Origin of the sequence: Microbacterium sp. Au-Mic1 (genome assembly GCF_021341785.1) — a bacterium.
In the GTDB taxonomy this organism is placed as follows: Bacteria; Actinomycetota; Actinomycetes; order Actinomycetales; family Microbacteriaceae; genus Microbacterium.
On the sequence record NZ_JAJTTF010000002.1, the window covers coordinates 64,567 to 88,037 of the forward strand.

23 protein-coding genes are annotated in these 23,471 nt (G+C 70.3%); 15 read left to right on the top strand and 8 right to left on the bottom strand.

Going from position 1 to position 23,471, the window contains the following annotated elements:
• Positions 1–14 precede the first annotated feature (14 nt).
• From LXM50_RS02840 to LXM50_RS02850, 3 genes are all read left to right on the top strand, one after another.
• Positions 15–2,291 carry a polyribonucleotide nucleotidyltransferase gene (locus LXM50_RS02840; protein WP_233309642.1) on the top strand — a complete coding sequence of 759 codons (2,277 nt, stop codon included), beginning with the start codon at positions 15–17 and terminating at the stop codon, positions 2,289–2,291.
• A gap of 201 nt (positions 2,292–2,492) precedes the next feature.
• Positions 2,493–3,545, top strand: a complete 1,053-nt coding sequence (locus LXM50_RS02845) for an aldo/keto reductase (protein ID WP_233309645.1) — start codon at positions 2,493–2,495, stop codon at positions 3,543–3,545.
• 85 nt (positions 3,546–3,630) lie between these two features.
• The gene (locus LXM50_RS02850) at positions 3,631–4,233 is read left to right on the top strand and encodes a histidine phosphatase family protein (protein ID WP_233309647.1); all 603 of its coding nucleotides are present in this window, start codon (positions 3,631–3,633) and stop codon (positions 4,231–4,233) included.
• A 157-nt stretch (positions 4,234–4,390) separates the two neighbouring features.
• On the opposite strand, the gene LXM50_RS02855 is transcribed toward LXM50_RS02850, so the two are convergent.
• Positions 4,391–4,825, bottom strand: coding sequence for a pyrimidine dimer DNA glycosylase/endonuclease V (locus LXM50_RS02855; protein WP_233309648.1), 435 nt, complete (start codon positions 4,823–4,825; stop codon positions 4,391–4,393).
• Complete coding sequence (locus LXM50_RS02860; protein ID WP_233309650.1) at positions 4,822–5,298, bottom strand: GNAT family N-acetyltransferase; 477 nt, start codon at positions 5,296–5,298, stop codon at positions 4,822–4,824. The genes LXM50_RS02855 and LXM50_RS02860 overlap by 4 nt, the downstream gene beginning before the upstream one ends.
• A gap of 124 nt (positions 5,299–5,422) precedes the next feature.
• Between LXM50_RS02860 and dapB the strand changes: the two genes are divergently transcribed.
• Together dapB and LXM50_RS02870 are read left to right on the top strand one after the other, a co-directional pair.
• Positions 5,423–6,169 carry a 4-hydroxy-tetrahydrodipicolinate reductase gene (gene dapB / locus LXM50_RS02865; RefSeq protein WP_233309652.1) on the top strand — a complete coding sequence of 249 codons (747 nt, stop codon included), beginning with the start codon at positions 5,423–5,425 and terminating at the stop codon, positions 6,167–6,169.
• Positions 6,166–9,321 carry a BTAD domain-containing putative transcriptional regulator gene (locus LXM50_RS02870; protein ID WP_233309654.1) on the top strand — a complete coding sequence of 1,052 codons (3,156 nt, stop codon included), beginning with the start codon at positions 6,166–6,168 and terminating at the stop codon, positions 9,319–9,321. Before dapB ends, LXM50_RS02870 begins: the two co-directional genes overlap by 4 nt.
• A 103-nt stretch (positions 9,322–9,424) precedes the next feature.
• Here the strand turns inward: LXM50_RS02870 and LXM50_RS02875 are convergent, their stop codons facing one another.
• Complete coding sequence (locus LXM50_RS02875) at positions 9,425–10,255, bottom strand: ABC transporter permease (protein ID WP_233309656.1); 831 nt, start codon at positions 10,253–10,255, stop codon at positions 9,425–9,427.
• Positions 10,252–11,256 carry an ATP-binding cassette domain-containing protein gene (locus tag LXM50_RS02880; protein ID WP_233309657.1) on the bottom strand — a complete coding sequence of 335 codons (1,005 nt, stop codon included), beginning with the start codon at positions 11,254–11,256 and terminating at the stop codon, positions 10,252–10,254. The genes LXM50_RS02875 and LXM50_RS02880 overlap by 4 nt, the downstream gene beginning before the upstream one ends.
• A gap of 168 nt (positions 11,257–11,424) precedes the next feature.
• Between LXM50_RS02880 and LXM50_RS02885 the strand changes: the two genes are divergently transcribed.
• Positions 11,425–11,859, top strand: coding sequence for a hypothetical protein (locus LXM50_RS02885; RefSeq protein WP_233309659.1), 435 nt, complete (start codon positions 11,425–11,427; stop codon positions 11,857–11,859).
• Between the two features lie 74 nt (positions 11,860–11,933).
• Here the strand turns inward: LXM50_RS02885 and LXM50_RS02890 are convergent, their stop codons facing one another.
• From LXM50_RS02890 to LXM50_RS02900, 3 genes are all read right to left on the bottom strand, one after another.
• The gene (locus LXM50_RS02890; RefSeq protein ID WP_233309660.1) at positions 11,934–12,359 is read right to left on the bottom strand and encodes an OsmC family peroxiredoxin; all 426 of its coding nucleotides are present in this window, start codon (positions 12,357–12,359) and stop codon (positions 11,934–11,936) included.
• A 66-nt stretch (positions 12,360–12,425) separates the two neighbouring features.
• Positions 12,426–12,977 (bottom strand): DUF4395 domain-containing protein, encoded by a 552-nt coding sequence (locus LXM50_RS02895; protein WP_233309663.1) that lies wholly within the window; start codon positions 12,975–12,977, stop codon positions 12,426–12,428.
• Positions 12,974–13,411: a co-chaperone YbbN gene (locus tag LXM50_RS02900; protein ID WP_233309665.1), complete on the bottom strand. Its 438-nt coding sequence runs from the start codon at positions 13,409–13,411 to the stop codon at positions 12,974–12,976. Before LXM50_RS02900 ends, LXM50_RS02895 begins: the two co-directional genes overlap by 4 nt.
• 121 nt (positions 13,412–13,532) lie before the next feature.
• Here LXM50_RS02900 and LXM50_RS02905 point away from each other — a divergent pair, with 121 nt between their 5' ends.
• Genes LXM50_RS02905 through LXM50_RS02915 form a run of 3 tightly spaced genes read left to right on the top strand, consistent with a single transcriptional unit; the run spans position 13,533 to position 15,607 of the window.
• Entirely contained in the window at positions 13,533–14,342 is an 810-nt protein-coding gene (locus LXM50_RS02905) for a thymidylate synthase (protein ID WP_233309667.1), read from the top strand.
• Positions 14,339–14,815, top strand: a complete 477-nt coding sequence (locus LXM50_RS02910; protein WP_233309668.1) for a dihydrofolate reductase — start codon at positions 14,339–14,341, stop codon at positions 14,813–14,815. The genes LXM50_RS02905 and LXM50_RS02910 overlap by 4 nt, the downstream gene beginning before the upstream one ends.
• Before the next feature lie 30 nt (positions 14,816–14,845).
• Positions 14,846–15,607, top strand: a complete 762-nt coding sequence (locus LXM50_RS02915) for an SDR family oxidoreductase (RefSeq protein WP_233309669.1) — start codon at positions 14,846–14,848, stop codon at positions 15,605–15,607.
• Between the two features lie 12 nt (positions 15,608–15,619).
• On the opposite strand, the gene LXM50_RS02920 is transcribed toward LXM50_RS02915, so the two are convergent.
• Positions 15,620–16,159 carry an NUDIX hydrolase gene (locus LXM50_RS02920; RefSeq protein WP_233309672.1) on the bottom strand — a complete coding sequence of 180 codons (540 nt, stop codon included), beginning with the start codon at positions 16,157–16,159 and terminating at the stop codon, positions 15,620–15,622.
• Between the two features lie 40 nt (positions 16,160–16,199).
• Between LXM50_RS02920 and LXM50_RS02925 the strand changes: the two genes are divergently transcribed.
• From LXM50_RS02925 to LXM50_RS02950, 6 genes are all read left to right on the top strand, one after another.
• Complete coding sequence (locus LXM50_RS02925) at positions 16,200–16,622, top strand: EF-Tu/IF-2/RF-3 family GTPase (protein WP_233309674.1); 423 nt, start codon at positions 16,200–16,202, stop codon at positions 16,620–16,622.
• A gap of 28 nt (positions 16,623–16,650) precedes the next feature.
• Positions 16,651–17,628, top strand: a complete 978-nt coding sequence (gene dapA, locus LXM50_RS02930) for a 4-hydroxy-tetrahydrodipicolinate synthase (protein WP_233309675.1) — start codon at positions 16,651–16,653, stop codon at positions 17,626–17,628.
• Between the two features lie 129 nt (positions 17,629–17,757).
• Complete coding sequence (locus tag LXM50_RS02935; RefSeq protein ID WP_233309676.1) at positions 17,758–19,434, top strand: ribonuclease J; 1,677 nt, start codon at positions 17,758–17,760, stop codon at positions 19,432–19,434.
• A gap of 92 nt (positions 19,435–19,526) precedes the next feature.
• Entirely contained in the window at positions 19,527–22,334 is a 2,808-nt protein-coding gene (locus LXM50_RS02940) for a DNA translocase FtsK (RefSeq protein ID WP_233309678.1), read from the top strand.
• Positions 22,334–22,921, top strand: coding sequence for a CDP-diacylglycerol--glycerol-3-phosphate 3-phosphatidyltransferase (gene pgsA, locus LXM50_RS02945; RefSeq protein WP_233309679.1), 588 nt, complete (start codon positions 22,334–22,336; stop codon positions 22,919–22,921). The genes LXM50_RS02940 and pgsA overlap by 1 nt, the downstream gene beginning before the upstream one ends.
• The gene (locus LXM50_RS02950; RefSeq protein ID WP_233309680.1) at positions 22,921–23,460 is read left to right on the top strand and encodes a CinA family protein; all 540 of its coding nucleotides are present in this window, start codon (positions 22,921–22,923) and stop codon (positions 23,458–23,460) included. Before pgsA ends, LXM50_RS02950 begins: the two co-directional genes overlap by 1 nt.
• The last annotated feature ends 11 nt before the right edge of the window (positions 23,461–23,471 follow it).

The following is a 23,471-nucleotide window of genomic DNA, read 5'->3' on the forward strand; positions in this document are numbered from 1 at the left end:
GAAGGAGAGACCTCTTGGAAGGTCCTGAAATCACCGCTACTGAGGCCGTTCTCGACAACGGTCGCTTCGGCACCCGCACCGTCCGCTTCGAGACGGGCCGTCTCGCGCAGCAGGCGCAGGGCGCGGTCGCCGCCTACCTGGACGAGGAGACGATGCTCCTCTCCGCCACGAGCGCGGGCAAGTCCCCGCGTGAGGGCTTCGACTTCTTCCCGCTGACCGTCGACGTGGAGGAGCGCTCCTACGCCGCCGGCAAGATCCCCGGCTCGTTCTTCCGCCGTGAGGGCCGTCCCTCCACCGAGGCGATCCTCGTCTGCCGTCTGATCGACCGCCCGCTGCGTCCGTCGTTCGTCGACGGCCTGCGCAACGAGGTCCAGATCGTCATCACCGTGCTCTCGATCGCGCCGGGCGAGTACTACGACGCCCTCGCGATCAACGCGGCGTCCGCGTCGACCCAGATCTCGGGTCTGCCGTTCTCCGGCCCGGTCGCCGGTGTGCGCCTCGCGTTCATCCCCGGCCACGGCGAGCACGCCGACCAGTGGGTCGCGTTCCCCAACGCGGAGCAGGTCGAGCAGGCCGTCTTCGATCTCGTCGTCGCCGGTCGCGTCGTCACCAAGGGTGACGGCACCGAGGACGTCGCGATCATGATGGTCGAGGCCGAGGCCACCGAGGGCAGCTGGAACCTGATCAAGGCCGGCGCCACCAAGCCCAGCGAGGACATCGTCGCGCAGGGTCTGGAGGCCGCCAAGCCGTTCCTGAAGCAGCTCGTCGAGGCGCAGGCTCAGCTCGCCGCCACGGCGTCGAAGGAGCCGGGCGTGTACCCGGTCTTCCTGCCCTACAGCGAGGGCACGTACGACTTCGTGGCCGAGCGCGCCTACGCCGAGCTCGTCGACGTCTACCAGATCGCCGACAAGCAGGAGCGCCAGAACGCCGACGACGCGATCAAGGACCGCGTCAAGGCCGAGCTCGTCGCCGCCGTCGAGGCGGGCGAGCAGCCCGAGGTCGCGCTCAGCGAGTTCTCCGCCGCTTACAAGTCGGTCACGAAGAAGATCGTGCGCGGCCGGATCCTCACCGAGGGCGTCCGCATCGACGGTCGCGGTCTGGCGGACATCCGCCCGCTCGACGCCGAGGTGCAGGTCATCCCGCGCGTGCACGGCTCCGCGATCTTCCAGCGCGGCGAGACCCAGATCCTGGGCGTCACCACGCTGAACATGCTCAAGATGGAGCAGCAGATCGACTCGCTGTCCCCGACGACGAGCAAGCGCTACATGCACCACTACAACTTCCCGCCCTACTCGACCGGTGAGACCGGCCGCGTGGGTTCGCCGAAGCGTCGCGAGATCGGGCACGGCTTCCTCGCCGAGCGCGCGCTCGTGCCGGTGCTGCCGACCCGCGAGGAGTTCCCTTACGCGATCCGTCAGGTGTCCGAGGCGCTCAGCTCCAACGGATCCACCTCGATGGGCTCCGTCTGCGCCTCGACCCTGTCCCTGCTGAACGCGGGTGTGCCGCTGCGCGCACCGGTCGCCGGCATCGCGATGGGCCTCGTGTCCGACCAGGTCGACGGTGAGACCCGCTACGCGGCGCTCACCGACATCCTCGGCGCCGAGGACGCCCTCGGCGACATGGACTTCAAGGTCGCCGGCACGAGCGAGTTCGTCACCGCGATCCAGCTCGACACGAAGCTCGACGGCATTCCCTCCGAGGTGCTGGCCGGGGCCCTGACCCAGGCCAAGGAGGCGCGCCTCACGATCCTCAACGTGCTGAACGCCGCGATCGACAGCCCGGATGAGATGGCGCCGACTGCTCCGCGCGTCATCAGCGTGCAGATCCCGGTCGACAAGATCGGCGAGCTGATCGGCCCCAAGGGCAAGACGATCAACGCGATCCAGGACGAGACCGGTGCGCAGATCTCGATCGAGGAGGACGGCACCGTCTACATCGGCGCGACCGACGGCCCCTCGGCCGAGGCTGCCCGCGCACAGGTCAACGCCATCGCCAACCCCACCAACCCCGAGGTCGGCGAGCAGTTCCTGGGCACGGTCGTCAAGATCGCGACCTTCGGCGCGTTCGTCTCCCTGCTCCCGGGCAAGGACGGCCTGCTGCACGTCACCGAGGTGCGCAAGCTCGCCGGTGGCAAGCGCGTGGAGAACGTCGATGACGTGCTCTCCGTCGGCCAGAAGATCCTCGTGAAGATCACGAAGATCGACGACCGCGGCAAGCTGTCGCTCGAGCCCGTCATCGACGAGGCTCCGGCGGACGCTGCCGAGCCGGTCGCCGAGGTCGCCGAGGCCTGATCCTCCGCAGAACGGCCCGTTGTGTCCGCCGAAAGGGGGACACAACGGGCCTTTCGCTGTTTTCGTGATCGAACCGTTACGCATTGTTCGCCTCCTGGCCGTCTCAATGAACGGAAGCGTCCGAGGCCTCGCTTACTCTCGAAGGGAACGCACCGGGGGGTGCGTCTCAGAACGCAACGCAGCAGACACGGGGGTGATCGCATGCGTCTCTTCAGCGTCGGATCCGGAAACGGCTCCGCACTCGGCGGTGCCGCACCCGCGGTCACCAGCGCGCCCGCGGTGGTGACGCCGCACCCGTCGGCGCCGATCCCCGTGGTGGGACCCGGCATCGGGACCTGCCTGCGCGTTCCGCTCGCGGAGACCGGCATCCGCTCCTTCCCGCTCATCCTCGGCGGCGCCGAGTTCGGCTGGAACACCGACGCCGACACCGCGCTGCACATCCTCGACCGCTACGCCGAGTTCGGCGGCAACGCCGTGCACACGGCCGACAGCTTCGCCGCGGGGCGCAGCGAGCACATCATCGGCCGGTGGCTCGCCACGCGCGGCAACCGCGATGACATCGTGCTGAACGTGCGCGTCGGCGGTCACCCCGACAACCCGGGTATCGGTGCGGTGAACCTGGTCCGCGCCGCAGAGGCATCATTGACCCGCCTCGGCGTCGAGCGCATCGATGTGCTCTACCTCGACGGCACGGTCGATGACGGCAGTGCTCTCGAGGACACGCTGGCCACCGCGGAATGGCTCGTCGAGACCGGCAAGGTGCGGGCGCTCGGCGCCTTCGGCTTCACCGCGGAGCGTCTCGTCGAGGCGCGGATCCTGGCCTCGGCCGGCTATCCGCGCATCGAAGTGCTGGACGAGCCGTACAACCTGATGCGCCGCGCGGGCTTCGAGGGAGACCTTCGCCTCGTCGCCGCCGCACAGGGGCTGGCTGTCACCCCGTCGCACGCGCTCGAGCACGGGTTCCTGTCCGGCCGGCACCGCACCAAGCAGTCGCTGCAGGGGGTGCGCGGCATGCAGCTGCGCGGCAACATCAACCGCCGCGGCATCAAGGTGCTGCGCGCGCTGGACATCGCGGCCTCCGAGCTCCAGGTGCCCGTCGCCGCCGTTGCGATCGGCTGGCTGCTCGCGCAGCGCACGATCACGGCGCCGATCGTGAACGCGTTCGCCACCGAGCAGGTCGACGAGCTGATGCAGGGTGCGGGCGTCGCCCTCGGCCGTGCGCAGCTGGCCGAGCTGACCCGAGCCGCGAGCTGACCCGATCCGGTGGGTGGCCGTGTCCGATCTGTGACATAGGCTGGAAGCACCCCGGCCACGGAGCCGGAGACGAGGCGAGCGGGTTGTGACGCATTACATCTATCTGGTCCGGCACGGCGAGCATCAGGACGCCGAGCACGGCCTCGCCGACGGCCCCCTCTCGCCGCGCGGACGTCGTCAGGCAGAGCTCATCGCCGATCGCCTGTCCGGGCTCCCGCTCGACGCGATCTGGCACTCCCCGCTGCTGCGCGCGGCGGAGACGGCCCGCGCGATCTCGGAGCGGATCCCGTCAGTCGAGGCCGAACCGTCCGCGCTGCTGTTCGACTGCGTGCCGACGGGAATGACGGACGACACCCCTGCAGCGTTCGAGCCGTTCTTCGGATCCATCACCGACGCGGAGATCGAGGCGGGGCGGGCTCAGATGGGCGACGCCGTGAACGAGTTCCTGGTGCGCAAGCCCGGCGACGTCCACGAGGTGCTGATCACACACAACTTCGTGATCAGCTGGTTCGTGCGCGAGGTGCTGGAGGCGCCGGACTGGCGCTGGATGACGCTGAACCAGGCGAACTGCGGTCTCACCGTGATCTCGCAGAAGCAGGGCCGCCCGTGGAGCCTGCTCGCCCACAACGACCTGAGTCACCTGCCGATCGAGCTGCGCACCGGCCTGCCGGATCCACTCCTGGTCTGACGGCGCGTCTCGGGGAGCGTCGTCGCGCGACCTGCCTGGATGTGACGATCTGCACACCGTGTCACGTTCAGCACACGGGATCCCCGGATCCGTGTGCTGATCGTGACAACCTGTGCTGATCGTTGCAGTGCGAGTGCCCTGACCGGGGTGGGGGTCCTCAGCCGACTCGTTCCCAGTCCGCAATCGGGCCGGGCACCACGGTGAACAGCGGATGCGGATCCGGGAGCGGGGTCGTCCGCCAGCGGTCCCAGAGGTCCGGGCTGCGCACCTCCAGCTTGCGCAGCAGGTGCCCCCACTCGTACTGGAGTTGACCGCGGGCGACGGGGATCCGCTCGACCGGACCGGTTCGGAGGATCTTCTCCCGCGCGAACCGGTATCCGCGGGAATCGGCCTCGTCGACGACCGCGGACAGATAGTCGCCGATCGCGGCAAGCGGATCCCGTACGGCGCGGAAGCGCTGGAGCTGCGGATGGTGCGCGTAGCCGCGGCGCGTCGGATCCGCGATCACGGCCTGAGCGAGCAGCCCTTCGCGCCAGCACGCCGTCAGCGCCTGCCGGTCGTAGTAGCGCGGGTGAACCGACCACAATCTCATGCCTGCCGCAGCTCCTTGCGATACCACCGTGTCGCGTTCGGGTTGGCGTTGTAGCGGGGGATCTCGGCGAAGCCGCTGTTGCGATACAGGTGGCCTGCCGCCTCGAGCGTGTGGTGGGTGTCGAGGACGAGGGCGCCGGCGCCGAAACCGCGAGCACGGTGCTCCAGCTCATCCAGCAGCAGCCGGCCCCAGCCTCGGCCCCGGGTCTCCGCACGCAGGAACACGTGCTTGATCTCGAACACGTCGGTCTCGCCGCCGGGCATCGGGACACGGCGGATCCCGCCGCAGCCGGCGATCTCGCCCTCCTCCTCGAGAAGCAGGAAGACGCCGTCCGGGGCCTGGAACGCGGCCGCCGTGGGATACGTGGGGGAGTAGGAGCCACCGGGGAACTCCGCCGCACGGAGCGTGAAGTAGTCGACGAGCACCGCGTGGGCGTCGGCGTCCTCCGGGGAGGCGGTGCGGAACGTGGGCATGGTCCGACGGTAATCGATGCGGCCGGTCGGTGCCTCCGGACGCGTCGGCAACCCTGCGGAGCCCGCCGGGCCGAGGGCGTTGACCGGAGGCGCCCGCGTCTGGGCCGCTGAATAGACTGTGGACATGACGACGCGCGTGGCCCTGGTGGGCGCCTCCGGCAAGCTCGGCACCATCATCGGCGATGTGATCGCCCACCTCGATGGGTTCGAGATCGGCGCGGTGCTCGGGTCGAGGAGCACGATGGACGAGCTCGACGGCGCCGACCTCGTGGTCGACGCCACCACCCCGGCATCCAGCGTCGAGATCGTGCGCGCCGCGGCCGACCGCGGCATCAACCTCCTCGTCGCGACATCCGGGTGGTCCGCCGACCGCATCGCCCAGATCCGGCCGGCCATCGACGCTGCCGGGACCGGAGCGCTGTTCGTGCCCAATTTCTCGCTGGGATCCGTGCTGGGCACGGCCCTGGCCGCCCTCGCCGCTCCGTTCTTCGGATCCGTGGAGATCATCGAGGCGCATCAGCACACCAAGATCGACTCGCCCAGCGGCACGGCCGTGCGCACCGCAGAGCTCATCGCCGCCGCCCGGGCGGAGCGGGGTCCCGTCGACGCGCCGCACGTCGACCAGCGCGCCCGCGGCCAGCAGGTCGCCGGGGTCCCGGTGCACTCGCTGCGCCGTCCGGGCGTGATCGCGAAGCAGGAGGTCATCCTCTCCGGCCCGGGCGAGTCGCTGTCGATCGTGCACGACACCGTGCAGTCGGCGGCGGCGTACGCTCCGGGGATCCGTCTCGCGCTTCCCTACGCGAGAGATCTGCGCGGCGTGGTCGTGGGGCTGGAGAACGTCATCGATCTGGGGATCCGGCCGCGCGCATGACCGCGCGCATCGGCGTGCTCGGCCCGGTGCGGATCGCGGATCGCGACGCCGGAGGCACGCCCATGCGCGCGCTGCTGGCAGCGCTCGTCCTGGCGGGCAGCGGTACCACTCGATCCGTGCCCGCCCTGGCCGATGAGGTCTGGGGCGACGATCAGCCGCAGAACCCGAAGGCGGCCCTGCAGACGCTCGTCTCGCGGGCCAGGGCGCTGGCGGGATCCGACGCGATCACGAGCGCCCCGGGAGGCTACGCGCTCGGCACCGACGACACCGACCTGCACACCGCACGTCGTCTGCGTACCGAGGCGGAGATGCTGGACGACGGCGATCCCGACCGTATCCGTCTGCTGCGCGCGGCCATCGCCCTGTGGCGGGGCGAGCCCGGTGTGGACCTCGCGGGAGCTCCGATCGCCGAAGACCTCGCAGCGGAGGCGCAGGAACTGCACGCCGCGTTGCGAGGCTGTCTCGCCGCTGCGCTCGTCGCATCCGGGCAGACGGCGGAGGGCATCGGGATCCTCGAGGGGCTCGTGGCGTCGCACCCGCTCGACGAGCCCGCGCACGCGGCGCTGATGACCGCTCTCGCCGAGGCCGGCCGAGCTCCGGAGGCGCTCGGCGTCTTCGCACGACTGCGCACGGTGCTCGCCGACGCCCTGGGCAGCTCACCTGGTCCCGCCCTCGTGGAGCTGAACGCACAGCTGCTGCGGGGCCAGGACGAGGGGCCGCGAGTGCGGATCGGGGTGCAGGCTGCGCCGAACGAGCTCATCGGCCGTGACGAGGCGCTGACGGGAGCCCGCACGCTGTTGCGCACGGCGCGGCTGGTGACGATCATGGGCGCGGGCGGGCTGGGTAAGACCCGGCTCGCGCAGGCGCTGGCGGCGGAGTCCTCGGCTCCCGCGGTGGTCGTGGTCCCGCTCGCGGGCGTCCGCGCCGACGCGGGGGTGCCCCTGGCGATCGCCGCCGCCCTGGGGATCAGCGAGAACGTGCCCGGGGGCAGGCTCTCCGAACAGCGTCCGCGTCCCGACCTCGGCGCCCGAATCGTGGCGGTGCTCGGCGAGCGGGCGACGCTGCTGGTTCTGGACAACTGCGAGCAGGTGATCGACGGCGTCGCACGGTGGGCCGCGGATCTGCTGGCCGCGGTGCCGTCGCTGCGGATCCTCACCACGAGCCGTACGCCGCTCGCGATCGCCGCGGAGCGCGTGCTCGCGCTGGACCCGCTGGAGATCGAGGCGACGTACGAGGCTCCCGCCGTCCGCCTCTTCGTGGAACGCGCGCAGGTCGCGCGCCCGGGAGCGACGCTCGATCTCGAGGTCGTGGCGCGACTGTGCGGGCGCCTGGACGGGCTGCCGCTCGCGATCGAACTCGCAGCGGCGCGAGTGCGCACGATGACGCCGGAGCAGATCGAACGTCGGCTGGAGAACCGCTTCGCGCTGCTGACCACCGGCGACCGTGCGGCACCCGAGCGCCATCGCACGCTGGAGGCGGTGATCGAGTGGAGCTGGGACCTGCTGTCCCCGGATGCCCGGCAGGCGCTCGCGCTGTTGTCGGTGCTCCCGGGCGGGTTCTCGGCGGAGACCGCCGATGCCGTGCTGTCCGCCGCTTCGGACGACGTCCTGGAGGGGCTCGTCTCGCAGTCGCTGTTGAACGTCGTCGAGACCGGCGAGGGCACGGTGCGCTTCCGCATGCTGGAGACCGTGCGCGAGTTCGGGCACGACCGCCTGGCAGAGACCGGCGCGGAGGACGACGCGTGGGAGGCCGTGGTCGCCTGGGCGCTCGCTTTCGCCGCAGAGCACGGTGCCAGGGCCAGGGCGTTCCCATCGGGGTTGACCGCGCAGGCGCACCTCGCGATCACACGCGAGCACGACAACCTCGTGCACGTGCTGCGGCACCTGGTGGCCGCGCATCGCGGTGCCGACGCCGTGCGCCTTTTCACGGTCCTCGGGCAGTCCTGGTTCATCCGCGGATCCTTCACCGAGTTCATCGGCTACGCCGGACCGATGATCGAGATCGTGGATGCCCTGCCGGCCGGAGACATCGAGCCGGATCTGCAGGTCATGGCGGTCGTGATGGCCTCGCTCGGCTGCATGATCAGCGGGGATCCTCTCGCCGCGCGAGGGCTCGCCTTCGTCACCCGCGCCGTACGGGTCGCGGGTGACGCGCTGGCACCGTCGTGGCAGCTGCTGGCAGACGCGCTGCTCGCGGTGGGCCGGGGAGGGCCGATCGGGGCGGCGTCCGAGCTCGTGCACGGATCGGATCCTCGAGCGCTGCTGACGGCGGATGTGCTGCGCTCGCATCGCGCGGAGAACGACGGCGAGGCCGAGGTGGCGATGGAGGCCGCCCGCAGCGCCTGGCACCGGGCGCGCGATCTCGACGAGCGCTGGGCCGAAGGCATGGCCGCCGATCTCGCGGCACAGCTGGCCGCGCAGTCGGCGCGCCCCGCCGAGGCGATGACCTGGATCCAGCGAGCGACCGTCGTGTTCGAGGAGTTCGACGCGCAGGATCAGATGAACCACCAGGAATGGGTGCGCGGCGGTGCGCTGCTCTGCCTGGGCCGCGGCCGCGAGGCGCGGGCGCTGTTCACCCGGCTCATCGAGGAGGGCGGGCTCAGCCAGGACGGCGTGGAACTGGGATCGATCGGGCTCTACGGGCTCGCGGAGGCGGAGCTCCTGGACGGGAACCCGACGGAGGCGACCGAGGCGTTCGGCCGTGCGATGGGAGCATTCGCCGATCCCGTGCACCGCCGTTCACCCTGGTATCTGATGGCGCTGTCCGGATACGTCTCCGCGGCCGTACGCGAGCTCGACGTGCCGGAGTCGGAGCTCGCCGTGTGGGAGCGGCGCCTGCGCACCCGCACGATCGCCGCCTGCCGGCAGCGGCGTGAGGGCGTGGACCGGCCCGTGCTCGGCACGGCCCTGATCGGCTGGTCGGCCTGGGCTCTCCGGCGGCCCGAGCTGATCCCGCGCGGGACCGAGGCGATCGCGCTCGCCGAAGTGCTCGGCGGACGGCAGAACATGCCGAGCCTGAGCCTCGCGTCGCATTTCGCGGACGCGGAGCGGATCGTCGGATCCGAGGCCGTCGCGGCGGCGAGGACGGCCGCCGCTGCGCTGGATCCCGCTGAGCGCGTGGCTCGCGGCCTCGCCGTGCTGGGCTCGCGCTGAGCGCCCTCACCGCGCTGAGCGCCCTCACCGCGCCGGGCAGCGAGGCCCCGTCGAGCACGACGAAGGGCGCCCTCATGATGGAGGGCGCCCTTCGTCGTGGAACTCAGGCCTTCCGCATGTACGCCTTGACCGTGAGCGGGGCGAAGACGGCGACGATCACGGCCGCGCCGAGCAGCGACACCCAGGCATCGACTCCGAACGTGCCCGTGTTGGCCAGATCTCGCACGGCCGTCACCAGGTGCGAGACGGGGTTCACATTCACGAACCACTGCAGCCAGCCCGGCATCGTGTTCACCGGGACGAAGGCGTTCGAGAGGAACGTCAGCGGGAAGAGGATGATCATCGAGATCCCCTGCACGCTCGACGCGGTGCGGGCGATGACGCCGGCGAAGGCGAAGATCCAGCTGATCGCCCATGCGCAGACGATCACGAGCACGGCCGCGGCGACCACCGCGCCGATCCCGCCCGCCGGGCGGTAGCCCATGATGAAACCCATCACGAACGTGAGCGACGTCGCGATGCCGTAGCGGATCGTGTCGGCCAGCAGTGCTCCGGACAGCGGGGCGATGCGCGCGATGGGCAGGGAACGGAACCGATCGAACACGCCCTTGTCCATGTCCTCGCGCAGCTGCACGCCGGTCACGACCGAGGTCGTGATCACCGTCTGCACCAGGATGCCAGGGATGATCACAGGCAGGTAGTTCGTGACGTTGCCGGAGATCGCGCCGCCGAAGATGTAGGTGAACATCAGGGTGAACAGGATCGGCTGCACGGTCACGTCGAAGAGCTGCTCCGGCGTCCGACGGATCTTGATGAGGCCACGGGCCGCCATGGTGATGGTGTTGCGCAGACTCAGGGACAGGCTCGCACGCGGGCTCAGCCGACGTTGCGCAGCGGGGACGATGCGTCCCGCCGTGGGGGTGAGAGTGCTCATGCGCGGACCTCCTGGATCTGAGCGGTGGTGGATTCGTCGGCGGACTCCTCGTCCGCCGGATGCCCGGTGATCGTGAGGAAGACCTCGTCGAGCGTCGGCTTCTGCACACTCATCTCGGTGAGCCCGATCCCGGCCTCGCGGAACGTGATCAGCAGGTCGGCGATGCGATCCGGATCCGCCATCGGGGCGGTGATCCGGGAGGCCTCGGGGGAGAGCACGCCACGGACGCCGAGCGTCTGCTCGATCGCTCGGAGGGCGTCGGCGGTGTCGGCGGTGTCGCGGACGCGCAGGTGCAGCGAGGACGTGCCGACGGACGCCTTGAGGTCATCCGGGGTGCCCTCGGCGACGACCTTTCCGCGGTCGATCACCGCGATCCGATCGGCGAGCTGGTCGGCCTCATCGAGGTACTGGGTGGTGAGGAGCACCGTGGAACCGGTGTTCACGAGCTCGCGGATCGTGTCCCACATCTGCCCGCGGGTGCGGGGGTCGAGGCCCGTCGTGGGCTCGTCCAGGAAGATCAGCGGCGGCTGCGCGAGAAGGGAGGCGGCGAGGTCGAGGCGACGCCGCATTCCGCCGGAGAAGTTCTTCAGCGGGCGCTTCGCCGCCTCGGACAGGCCGAAGCGCTCCAACAGGTCTGCGGACTTGGCTCGTGCCTCAGCGCGGCTCAGACCCAGCAGCCGGGCGAAGATCATGAGGTTCTCGGTGGCGGACAGCGTCTCGTCGACCGAGGCGAACTGCCCGGTAACGCCGATGAGCTGTCGCACGATGTGCGGTTCGCGGACGACGTCGTGCCCGAACACGCGGCCGGTGCCGCCGTCCGGACGCAGCAGCGTCGCGAGCATGTTGATGGTCGTGGTCTTGCCGGCGCCGTTGGGGCCGAGGACGCCGTACACGGCGCCGGTGCGCACCTGCAGGTCGACGCCGTCGACCGCGCGGTTCGTTCCGAACACCTTCACGAGTCCGTCGGCCTCGAGGGCCCAGTCGGTGGTGGGATTCGTCATGCTCCGAGCATCCGCCGCCTCGCTTTCGCGGCACTGTCACGCCGCTGTCGTGCGCTTTCTCGCGCTGTCCGTCGCGCGCTCGGCTCGCGGCCGCGCCGGCCCGCGGCGCGGGACCGGAGCGACGTCGTGCCCGCGGACGCGGCGCCTCCGCCGATCTAGGATGGAGGGATGGGATCCCGGATCGGCGTCGTGGTCATGGCTGCGCTTCTCGTGCTGTACATCGCGCTCGTCGGCTGGCGCGCGGTGGTGCTGCTCGGGTCCGGGCAGGCGCTCGGGATCACCATGGGGGTCGCCCTGCTCGTCATGCCGCTGATCGGGGCCTGGGCGCTCGTACGCGAGCTGCAGTTCGGCCTCGCTGCCGACCGCCTGGGTCGCACGCTGAACGACGAGGGCGGGATGCCGGAGGCGCCGGAGCACCTGCGCTCGAACGGGCGGCTGCTGCCCGACGATGCCGCGCGGCTCGTGTCGGAGTACGGCTCCGCGGCCGCCGAGGAGCCGGGGGACTGGCGCGCACAGTACCGGCTGGGTGTGGTGCACGACGCGGCAGGGCACCGCAAGGACGCTCGTGCCGCGATCCGCGCCGCGATCCGCCTGGCCAAGTAGCCTTCCGCGCGCATCGCGCACGACAACGGCCGCATCCCCAGGGGGACGCGGCCGTTCCGATGAGGCGACGCGGGTCAGGCCAGGGTCGCCTCGAGCGTGATCTCGATGCCGGACAGTGCGGCGGACACCGGGCAGCCGACCTTGGCCTCCTGCGCGAGGCGCTGGAAGGTCTCCGCATCGAGGCCGGGCACGGAGGCGTTCACGTTGAGGTGGCTGCCGGTGATGCCGACGCCGGGCCTGAACGTCACCGACGCGGTGGTGTTCACACGCTCGGCGGGGGTGCCGTTGCCGGCGAGCGCGTGCGAGAGCGCCATGCTGAAGCACGAGGAGTGCGCCGCGGCGATGAGCTCCTCGGGCGTTGTGGTCGTGTCGGATCCCTCCGACCGCGCCTTCCAGTTCAGCGGGAACGTGCCCAGGTGCGAAGAGGAGAAGGAGACGGATCCCTCGCCTTCGATGAGACTTCCGGTCCAGGTGGCAGCGGCTTCGCTCGTGACGGACATGGGTCCTCCGATCGGGGTGGGTGAGGGTGCCAGCCTATCGATCGCCCCGGGCCGGATCCGCAGTTCTCAGGGAAGTCGCGGCGCCCGACCCAGGATTCCGGCGCGCTGCAGCAGCAGATAGAGCTGGCAGCCCAGGCACAATCCGAACGCGGCGTTGAGGAAGGCGGCGACGAACGCCATCGCCGTGGCGATCGGCAGCGCCCAGGGTACGCCGATCAGATGGAGCAGCAGGCCGATCACGACGACGAACAGACCGACACCCTGCGCGAACCGCGGCGGACGCGGATCCTCCAGCTCGCTCGGCGGGTCGAGGCGCGGACGCACGAGGGTGCGGAACAGCACGCCCCACGGCTGCGTGCGCGGGGAGAGCACGCCCCACAGGAACAGGGCGGCGATCACCAAGGTGAGCAGGAACGCGGGCTGGGTCGCGCGGTAGGCGAGCACGGATCCTGGCGTGAAGGTGCTCGCGAGCGGCTGATAGGCGAACCAGCCGAACTGAGCGGTCGCCGGCTGTGAAGCCTCGACCAGCCCCAGCACGGTGGCGATGAGCAGCAGCGCGGACGTGATCCACGCGGCGAAACGAGGACCGCGCGGGTCGATGCCGGCGGGAGCGGTCATGCGGTGGCCTCCTGGACGTGGTCGGCCCCGTCGAGGGCCGAGAGCACGGCGGCCCGGGTGGGCACGCCGGTGAAGCGGGAGCGGATCCGGCCGTCCGGACCGACGAGCAGAGTCGTCGGGGTCGACATCACCTTGTAACGTGCCGCGAGGTCGGCGCGCGAGGTGAGATCCACCTCGGCATGCACCACGCCCGCGCGTTCGGCGGCGACGGATCCGAGCATCCGTCGCACCTGCGGGCAGCGCGCGCAGAACTCGGTGCTGAACTGCACCAGCGTCGCCTGCGCCCCGAGGGGGTGCATCAGGTCGGCGGGATCCACGTGCCGATCGCCGTGCACGGTCACCGCGCGGCCGTCCCGCCGTCGCAGCAGCACGCCCGCGAGCAGCGTCGCCGCGAGCAGTGCGGCGACCACGACGAGCGCGATCGGCAGGGACATGGTCCGAGGCTACGTCCGCCGAACGGCGCACGGGCGGATATGACGGTTCGAGTCAGCGGGCTCCCGGCCTCCGAGCCGGCGGGCGGCCCGCAGGGCGGCGGGCGCCGGTACGCTGAAAGCCATGAGCGCCGCGATCCCCACGCCGTACGAAGACCTGCTCCGCGATGTGCTCGCGACCGGCACGCACAAGGACGATCGCACGGGCACGGGCACGACCAGCGTGTTCGGCCGGCAGATCCGCTTCGACCTGTCGCAGGGCTTCCCGCTCATCACGACCAAGCGCGTGCACTTCAAGTCGATCGCCTACGAGCTGCTGTGGTTCCTGCGCGGCGACTCGAACGTGCGCTGGCTGCAGGAGAACGGCGTCACCATCTGGGACGAGTGGGCGGACGCCGACGGCGATCTCGGCCCGGTCTACGGCGTGCAGTGGCGCTCCTGGCCCACGCCGGACGGGGGCCACATCGACCAGCTGCAGCAGGTGATCGATCAGATCCGGAATTCGCCGGACTCCCGCCGCATCATCGTGTCTGCGTGGAACCCGGCCGACATTCCGGACATGGCGCTCGCGCCCTGCCACGCGCTGTTCCAGTTCTACGTCGCGGACGGCAAGCTGTCCTGCCAGCTCTACCAGCGCAGCGCCGACCTGTTCCTCGGGGTGCCGTTCAACATCGCCTCGTATGCGCTGCTCACGCTCATGGTGGCGCAGCAGACCGGCCTCGAGCCGGGCGACTTCGTGTGGACCGGTGGTGACTGCCACATCTACGACAACCACGTCGCGCAGGTGCGGGAGCAGCTCACCCGCGAGCCGTACCCGTACCCCACCCTGCGGATCACGCGGAAGCCGGAGTCGATCTTCGACTACGAGTTCGACGACTTCGTGGTCGAGGACTATCAGCACCACCCGGCGATCCGGGCGGCGGTCGCGGTATGACCCGGATCGGACTGATCTGGGCCGAGGCGCAGGGCGGAGTGATCGGCGCGGGCGGAACGATGCCGTGGCACGTGCCGGAGGATCTCGCGCACTTCAAGGAGATCACCCTGGGCGCGCCCGTGGTGATGGGGCGGCGCACCTGGGAGTCGCTGCCCGAGCGGTTCCGCCCGCTGCCCGGCCGCGAGAACATCGTGATCACGCGACAAGCTGATTGGGCCGCCGACGGTGCGCGCAGAGCGGGGTCGATCGCCGATGCGCTCGCCGGGCTCGACGAGGCCTGGGTGATCGGGGGCGGGGAGATCTTCCGCGAGGTGATCGGCGAGGCCGACCGCCTGGAGGTGACCGAGCTCGACCTGGACGTGCCCGGAGACGCCTTCGGCCCTTCGCGCGACGGTTTCCGCGTGGTCTCCGAAGGCGAGTGGCAGACCAGCAGGACCGGGATCCGCTACCGCTTCCTCGGCTACCAGCGCTGACCACGACGCGCACTCGACGAGAGGATCCCCATGCCCACCGCTCTCATCACGGGTGCCAGCGCCGGAATCGGCGCGGAGTTCGCCCGCCAGCTCGCCGGCCGCGGTGCCGACCTGGTGCTGGTCGCCCGTTCGGAGGAGGCGCTGCAGGCGCTCGCCGCGGATCTCCGCTCGCGGCACGGCATCGCGGTCGAGGTGCTCGTCGCCGACCTCGCGGTGGACCAGGACGTGGACCGCGTCGCGCGACGGGTCGCCGATGCCGACCGCCCGATCGACATGCTCGTGAACAACGCCGGCTTCGGTCTTCCGCTCCATTTCGCGGACAACGACGTCGCGGATGAGGTGCGCCATCTGCGGGTGCTCGTCGAGGCGCCGATGCGGCTCATGCACGCCGCGCTCGGGTTGATGCGCGGTCGCGGGGGGCGGATCATCAACGTCGCCTCGTCGGCGGGCTTCATCTCCCGGTCGACCTACTCGGCCTGCAAGGCGTGGGTCATCGGATTCAGCCGCTGGGCGAACGACGAATACGCGAACGACGGGGTCACGGTCACCGCGCTCTGCCCGGGATTCGTGCACACCACCTTCCATGCTCGGATGGGGCTCGCCGCCGGTGAGGAGGGCGTGCCGTCTTTCATGTGGCTGGATGCGCCCTTCGTCGTGCGCCAGGGCCTTCGCGCCGCCGCCCGCGGCAGATCCGTGGTGATCCCGTCACTGCGCTACAAGGCGATGATCGCGGTTTCGCGGCTGGTTCCGCGCTCGCTCAGCACGCGCATCGCCCGTCGCGGCCGCATGTGAGCCTGCCCCGGCTCAGACGAACCGACCCAGCCGAATGCCGGCGTACGCCAGGGCGGCGACGGTCTCGCCGTCGGTGATCCGCCCGTCGGCGACCATCGTGAGCGCGTCGGCGAAGGGCACCCACGCGATCTCGTCGATGCCCTCCTCGGCCTGCGTGTGCGCGCTGTCGCCGGTCTGGCGCAGCCCGCGGGCGAGGAACACGTGCTCAGGAGCGACGGTCACGCCGTTGAGCGCGTTCATCGTGCCGATCGGCGTCCACTCGTCCGCCTCGAGCCCGGTCTCCTCACGCAGCTCGCGGCGTGCGGCGACCAGCGGATCCTCCCCGTCCGTGCCGCCGGCCGGCACCTCGACCGAACGCCCGGTGGTGTACCGGTCGATCGTGACCAGGCACACCCGATCCTGCTCATCGAGAGCCACGACGAACACCGCCGCGTTCTTCAGAGTGACCACGCCGTAGATCCCGTCACCGGCCGGGCCGGAGACCCGGTCCTCGCGCACCGAGATCCAGCGGTTGTCGTAGACGATGCGCGATTCCCGCGTCTGCCAGGCCATATGCGCGAGCCTAATCGCGGGTCCCCGTAGGCTCGAGGCCATGGGCTGGTTCGGTAAGAAGAAGGATCCGCTGGACGCGAATGAGATGCTCCGGCAGTACAACGCTCAGGAAGCCGCGCGTCTCGCCGCCGCGGGAATCGCGCCGAGCACGGGTATCACCTCGGCCGCGCAGCCGGTCGCGAGCGGTATCGGCGTCGCCGAGTTCGCCGTCGAGGACGTCTTCACGATCACCGGGCGCGGCCAGGTCGCCACGGGGAAGACCGCGACGGGCACGATGCGCGTCGGGGACCGGGTGGCGGTGCTCCGGGGCGCCACCGAGATCGGCGTCAGCACCGTCACGGGCATCGAGATGTTCCGCCGGAAGGCGACCGAGGCGCCGGCGGGCTCCATGGCAGGCCTGCTGCTCAAGCCCCGTGTCGATCTGGCCCGTGGCGACGTCATCAGGGTCACCGCGACCGCGTGAGCGTCGCGCGAACCATTACGCTGGACGCATGACGCATACGGGCAATCCCTTCGGACAGGTGCTCGTCGCCCTCATCACTCCGATGACGGCCGACGGCGAGGTCGACTGGCCCTCCGTCGAGAAGCACATGGATCGCGTCATCTCGGACGGCGCCGACGGCATCGTCGTCACCGGGACGACGGGGGAGACCTCGACGCTCACCGACGCCGAGAAGCTGCGCCTCGTCGAGGTCGGCAAGGACGTCGCCGCGGGGCGCGCCAAGATCATCACCGGCGGCGGATCCAACGAGACCGCGCACGCGATCGAGCTCTACAAGGCCAGCGAGAAGGCCGGCGCCGACGGCATCATGATCGTCACGCCGTACTACAACAAGCCCACCCAGGCCGGTATCCTCACGCATTTCCGCCTCGTCGCGGACGCCACCGACCTCCCGGTGATCCTCTACGACATCCCCGGTCGCACCGGTGTGCCGATCAAGTACGAGACGATCCTGCGCCTCGCCAAGCACCCCAACATCCTCGCCGTGAAGGATGCCAAGGGCGACTTCTCCGAGGTCAGCCGGGTGCTCAACCAGACCGACCTGATGTATTTCTCCGGCGACGACTCGAACGTGCTCCCGCACCTCTCGATCGGCGCCACCGGCCTCATCGGCGTCACTGCGAACATCACCTCGGCGCCGTATCGGGCGATCGTCGATGCGGTGAACCGGGGCGACCTCGCCGCGGCGACCGCCGAGCACCAGCGCCTGGAGCCGCTCGTCCGCGCCGCGATGACGCACGTGCCGGGCACCGTGTCCGCGAAGTACATCCTGCACGGCCTCGGCCGCATCACGAGCCCCCGCGTCCGCCTGCCCCTGGTGGGGCCGGAGGAGTGGGAGGCCGCCCTCATCGAGGACGAGCTCGCGCTCGTCAAGGACATCCCGGGTGCGGATTTCTCCGACTTCCGCCCCGATCGCAATGCCGCCGCCGGCGGCGCCCTCCCCAAGGTGCACGGCACGACCCGTTGAGGGCCTGACCGATGAGCATCGGACCGGAACGGGACGGATCAGCGCGAAAGGCGCGGACGGATCCCGCCCGGCCCGGCAGGGGAACCACGAACATCGGGCGCGCAGCGCGCCCCGCCTAGGAGGCACCACATGACCATTCCCCTCGCCGAGCCCGAAGCGCTCGCTCCCGGCACTCTTCGCGTCACGCCCTTGGGCGGACTCGGGGAGGTCGGCCGCAACATGACGGTCTTCGAATACGACGGCAAGCTGCTCGTCGTCGACTGCGGCGTGCTGTTCCCGGAAGAGCACCAGCCCGGCGTCGACCTGATCCTGCCCGACTTCGAGCCCATCAAGGACCGGCTCGACGACATCGTGGGCGTCGTGCTCACGCATGGCCATGAGGACCACATCGGCGCCGTCCCGTACCTGCTGCGACTCAAGGGCGACATCCCGCTGATCGGATCCGGACTGACCCTGGCGCTCGTCGAGGCCAAGCTCAAGGAGCACCGGATCAAGCCCTTCACGCTCACGGTGAAGGAGGGCCAGCGCGAGAAGGTCGGCCCGTTCGACCTCGAGTTCGTGGCCGTGAACCACTCGATCCCCGACGCGCTCGCCGTGGCGATCCGCACGCCCGCGGGCATGGTCCTCGCGACTGGCGACTTCAAGATGGACCAGCTGCCGCTGGACGGGCGCATCACCGATCTGCGCGCGTTCTCGCGCCTCGGCGAGGAGGGCGTGGACCTGTTCCTCGTCGACTCCACCAACGCCGACGTGCCCGGCTTCACGCCCACCGAGCGTTCGATCGGGCCGGTGCTCGACCAGGTCATCGGCAAGGCGCCGCGCCGCGTCATCGTCGCGAGCTTCTCCAGCCACGTGCACCGGGTTCAGCAGGTCATCGACGCTGCGCACGCGCATGGGCGCCGAGTGGCGTTCCTCGGACGTTCGATGGTGCGCAACATGACGATCGCGGAGCAGCTCGGCTACCTCAAGGTGCCGGACGGCGTGCTGATCGACTACAAGAAGGCGCGCGACCTCCCCGAGGACAAGATCGTTTACATGTCCACCGGATCCCAGGGGGAGCCGATGGCTGTGCTGAGCCGCATGGCGAACCTCGACCACGCTATCGAGCCCGGACCGGGCGACACCGTGATCCTGGCGTCGAGCCTCATCCCGGGCAACGAGAACGCCGTGTACCGCGTCATCGACGGGCTCACCAAGCTCGGCGCGAACGTCGTGCACAAGGCGAACGCCCGGGTGCACGTCTCGGGACACGCGGCGGCCGGCGAGCTGCTGTACTGCTACAACATCCTGAAGCCGAAGAACGTCCTCCCCGTCCACGGCGAGTACCGTCACCTGATGGCGAACGCGAAGCTCGCACAGGACACCGGGATCCCCGAGGAGCGCACGATCCTGGGCTCCAACGGCACCGTGATCGACCTGAAGGACGGCGTCGCCCGTGTGGCGGGACAGCTCGACATCGGATTCGTCTACGTCGACGGCTCGACGGTCGGCGAGATCACCGATGCGGACCTGAAGGACAGGCGCATCCTCGGCGAGGAGGGCTTCGTGTCCGTCATCGTCGTGGTCGACTCCACGACGGGGCGCATCATCTCGGGGCCGGAGATCCACGCCCGAGGCGTCGCGGAGGACGACTCCGTCTTCGACGACGTGGCGCCGAAGATCATCGCCGCTCTCAAGGAAGCCGCCGGCAACGGCGTGCGCGACAACCACGCGCTGTCGCAGATCGTGCGCCGCACGATCGGCCGCTGGGTGAACCAGAAGCTGCGCCGCCGCCCCATGATCGTGCCGCTCGTCATCGAGGCGTGATCTAGCATCGCCGACGGCCTCCAAGGCCCGCAATCCCGCGGAAAGCCGCGTCATTGCGGGCCTTTGTCGGCGTGCGGCCGTAGCGTGGACACATGCCCAGGAGTTCGAATGCGACCAAGAGCGCGGCCGAGAAGCCCTCGACGCGCAGTCGCTCCACGTCCGGGGCGAAGCCGCGCAGTTCCGCCAAGGCCGCGCCCGCCCCGAGGAAGTACGTCGACGAGCCCGACAAGCCGCCCGTGATGGTGCGCGCCTGGACCGGCCTCGCGCACGGCGTCGGCGGTCTCTTCCGCGCCTTCGGCCTGGAGACGCTGGAGAAGGACCAGCGCCGCGACGGCTTCCCGTTCCTGCTGGTGCTGCTCGCGGTGGCAGGCGCCGTGAACGAGTGGTTCTTCATCGGCAACACGGTCGCGTCGAACATCAGCGCCTACTCCGTGGGCGCCCTGATCGGCCGTGCCGCGTTCATCATGCCCGTGCTGCTGCTGCTCCTGGCCGGCTGGCTGTTCCGCCATCCGTCTTCCGTGCACGACAACGGGCGCATCGGGATCGGCTTCGGGCTGTTCGTGATCACCCTGGCGGGCTTCTGCCACGTCGCCGGCGGAATGCCGCAGCCGCGACAGGGCATGGTCGCGCTCAGCGCCGCGGGAGGTCTGTTCGGCTGGCTGCTGGGTCAGCCGCTCAGCTACCTGACCTCGATCCCCGCCTACATCGTGCTGTCGCTGCTGGCGGCGCTCAGCGTGCTGATCCTCACCAAGACGCCGCCGAACCGCATCGGGCAGCGACTGGGCGACCTGTATGCGTGGATGTTCGACGCCGAGCGCGCCCCGAAGAGCGCCGCCGTGGAGGAAGCAGCAGCCGTCGACGAGGCGGACAAGGTCGACGACCCGGACGTGCTGCCCTGGTGGCGGCGGAACAAGACCGGTCGCGAAGAGGATCCGGATGGCGGGCTCGGCTCGCAGGACCTCACCGAGCTGCTCACGGCGCAGGACGACACCCCCACCGTGGTGCAGGCGACCGCATACGACCAGGCCGTCATCAAGGACGAGGATCCGTACGACGCGGCCACCGAGGTCCTCACCGACGTGCGCGCCGTCGCCGACTCCCTGGCGGAGCAGCAGAGCACGGCGCTGCTCGACGACGGCGACACGGGCGAGCTCGAGCTGGCCGGATTCGACGGCTTCGGCACGGACGGCCCGGGCAAGGACGGACTGCAGGCGCCGGCGGCCCCCTACATCCTGCCGTCGCCGGGTGCGCTGAAGGCGGGCCCGCCTTCGGTCGCCCGCTCCGAGGCGAACGACCGCGTGGTCGAGCAGATCACGAACGTGCTCACGCAGTTCAACGTCGACGCGAAGGTGACCGGCTTCTCGCGGGGACCGACAGTGACCCAGTACGAGGTCGAGGTCGGTCACGGCGTCAAGGTCGAGAAGATCCTGCAGCTGAGCAACAACTTCGCGTATGCGGTCGCATCGAACGACGTGCGGATCCTCTCGCCGATCCCCGGCAAGAGCGCGATCGGCATCGAGATCCCGAACGCCGACCGCGAGACCGTGGCGCTCGGCGACGTGCTGCGCTCGGCCGCGGCGCAGAAGAGCACGCATCCGCTGACGATCGGCGTCGGCAAGGACGTCGGCGGCAACTTCGTCGTCGCCAACCTCGCGAAGATGCCTCACCTCCTGGTGGCCGGATCGACCGGATCCGGCAAGTCGAGCTTCGTGAACTCGATGATCACGAGCCTGCTCATGCGCGCCCGCCCCGCCGACGTGCGCATGGTGCTGATCGACCCCAAGCGCGTGGAACTCACCAGCTACGCCGGCGTCCCGCACCTGATCACGCCCATCATCACGAACCCCAAGAAGGCCGCAGAGGCACTGCAGTGGGTCGTGAAGGAGATGGACATGCGGTACGACGACCTCGCGTCGTTCGGCTTCCGCCACATCGACGACTTCAATCGCGCGGTGCGCGCCGGCGAGGTGGTCGTGCCCCCGGGCAGCGAGCGCGTGCTCAAGCCCTACCCCTACCTGCTCGTCGTGGTCGACGAGCTCGCGGACCTGATGATGGTCGCGCCGCGCGATGTGGAGGACTCGATCGTCCGCATCACGCAGCTCGCCCGCGCGAGCGGGATCCACCTGGTGCTCGCGACCCAGCGCCCGAGCGTCGACGTCGTCACCGGTCTCATCAAGGCCAACGTGCCGTCCCGCCTCGCGTTCGCCGTGACCAGCGTCACCGACAGCCGGGTGATCCTGGACAGCCCCGGCGCCGACAAGCTGATCGGACAGGGCGACGCGCTGTTCTCGCCGATGGGCTCCTCCAAGCCGTTCCGCCTGCAGGGCGCGTGGGTCGACGAGAGCGAGATCGACGCGGTCGTCAAGCACGTGACCGGACAGGCGCGCCCGGAGTACCGGCCCGACGTGGCCGAGGCCGTCGAGGGCAAGAAGAAGGAGGTCGACGAGGACATCGGCGACGACCTCGAGCTGCTCCTCGCCGCCGCTGAGCTCATCGTCTCCTCGCAGTTCGGCTCCACGTCGATGCTGCAGCGCAAGCTGCGGGTCGGCTTCGCCAAGGCGGGCCGGCTCATGGATCTGCTCGAGTCGCGCGAGATCGTCGGCCCGTCCGAGGGGTCCAAGGCGCGCGACGTCCTGGTCACTCCCGAGCAGCTGCCCGGGGTGCTGGCCAAGTTGCGCGGCGACGATGCGCCGTCCGCTCCTGCACCTCCTGCACCGGCGGCCGCCGCGCCGATGCCCGCAGCCGTGATGCCGCCGCGTCCTGCCGCCCCGATGCCTGCGCCGTCCTACGGCACCGACGACCGCTACGGTGAGGATCCGCTCGAGGCGCAGTACCGCGGGCTTCCCGAGGTCGAAGCGGAGCCCGACGAGGACGCCTGGGGCCTGACGGGGCGCGACTGATGTCGATTCCGCGCCAGCTGCCGAACGCGATCACGGTCGCCCGCATCCCGCTCGCCGTCGTCTTCTTCGTGCTCCTGCTGCTGGGAGGCACGGACGGAGCGGCGCAGCCCGCACTGAGGTGGGTCGCGGCGGGGCTGTTCATCCTGGCGATCTCGACCGACTGGGTGGACGGCTATCTGGCCCGCAAGTACGACCTGGTCAGCGACTTCGGCAAGCTCTGGGATCCGATCGCCGACAAGCTGCTCACCGGAGCGGGCTTCATCGGCCTCGCGATCCTCGGCGAGGTGTGGTGGTGGCTCGTGCTCGTCATCCTGGTGCGGGAGTGGGGCATCACCGTGCACCGCTTCATGATCGTCAAGGAGCACGTCGTCGCCGCTGCATGGATGGGCAAGATCAAGACGACGGTGCAGGCCGTCGCCCTGTCCTGGGCGCTGCTGCCGCTGCATGTCTGGATCGGAATGCCGGTGTGGTCGATCACGACCACCGTGCTGATGGTGATCGCCCTCATCCTGACGATCCTGAGCGGCATCGACTACGTCGTTGCGCAGGTGCGTGGATCCCGCGCAGACCGAGGTGCGACGTCCTGATGTCCGATGCCACGCATCGCGCCGCGGCTGCCGCCCTCGATGCGCTGCGGGAGCGCGGGATGACGCTGGCCGTCGCCGAATCGCTCACAGGCGGCGCGCTGTCGGCGGCACTCGTGGCGATCCCGGGGGCGTCGGACGTGCTCAACGGCGCGGTCGTCGCCTACGCGACTCCGATCAAGGCCTCCGTCCTGGGTGTCGACCCGGCGCTGCTCGCCGCGCACGGCCCCGTGGATCCGGAGGTCGCGCAGCAGATGGCGTCCGGTGTCCGCGCGGCGCTGGCCGTGGACGGGCGCGCGGCGGACGTCGGCGTCTCGACGACAGGCGTCGCGGGGCCCACTGCGCAGGGCGGTCAGAAGGTCGGCACGGTGCACATCGGAGTGAGCGTGGCGGATCGCACGACCGGGCACGCGTTCATGTTCGACGGGGACCGATCCGCCATCCGTGCGGCGACGGTCCAGGCGGCCCTCGGGGTGATCCTCGCGGCGGTCACCGGGAACGGGATCGATGCTGGCGAGCCGGCTCGGGACGACCGGGAATAGAGTGCTTCTCC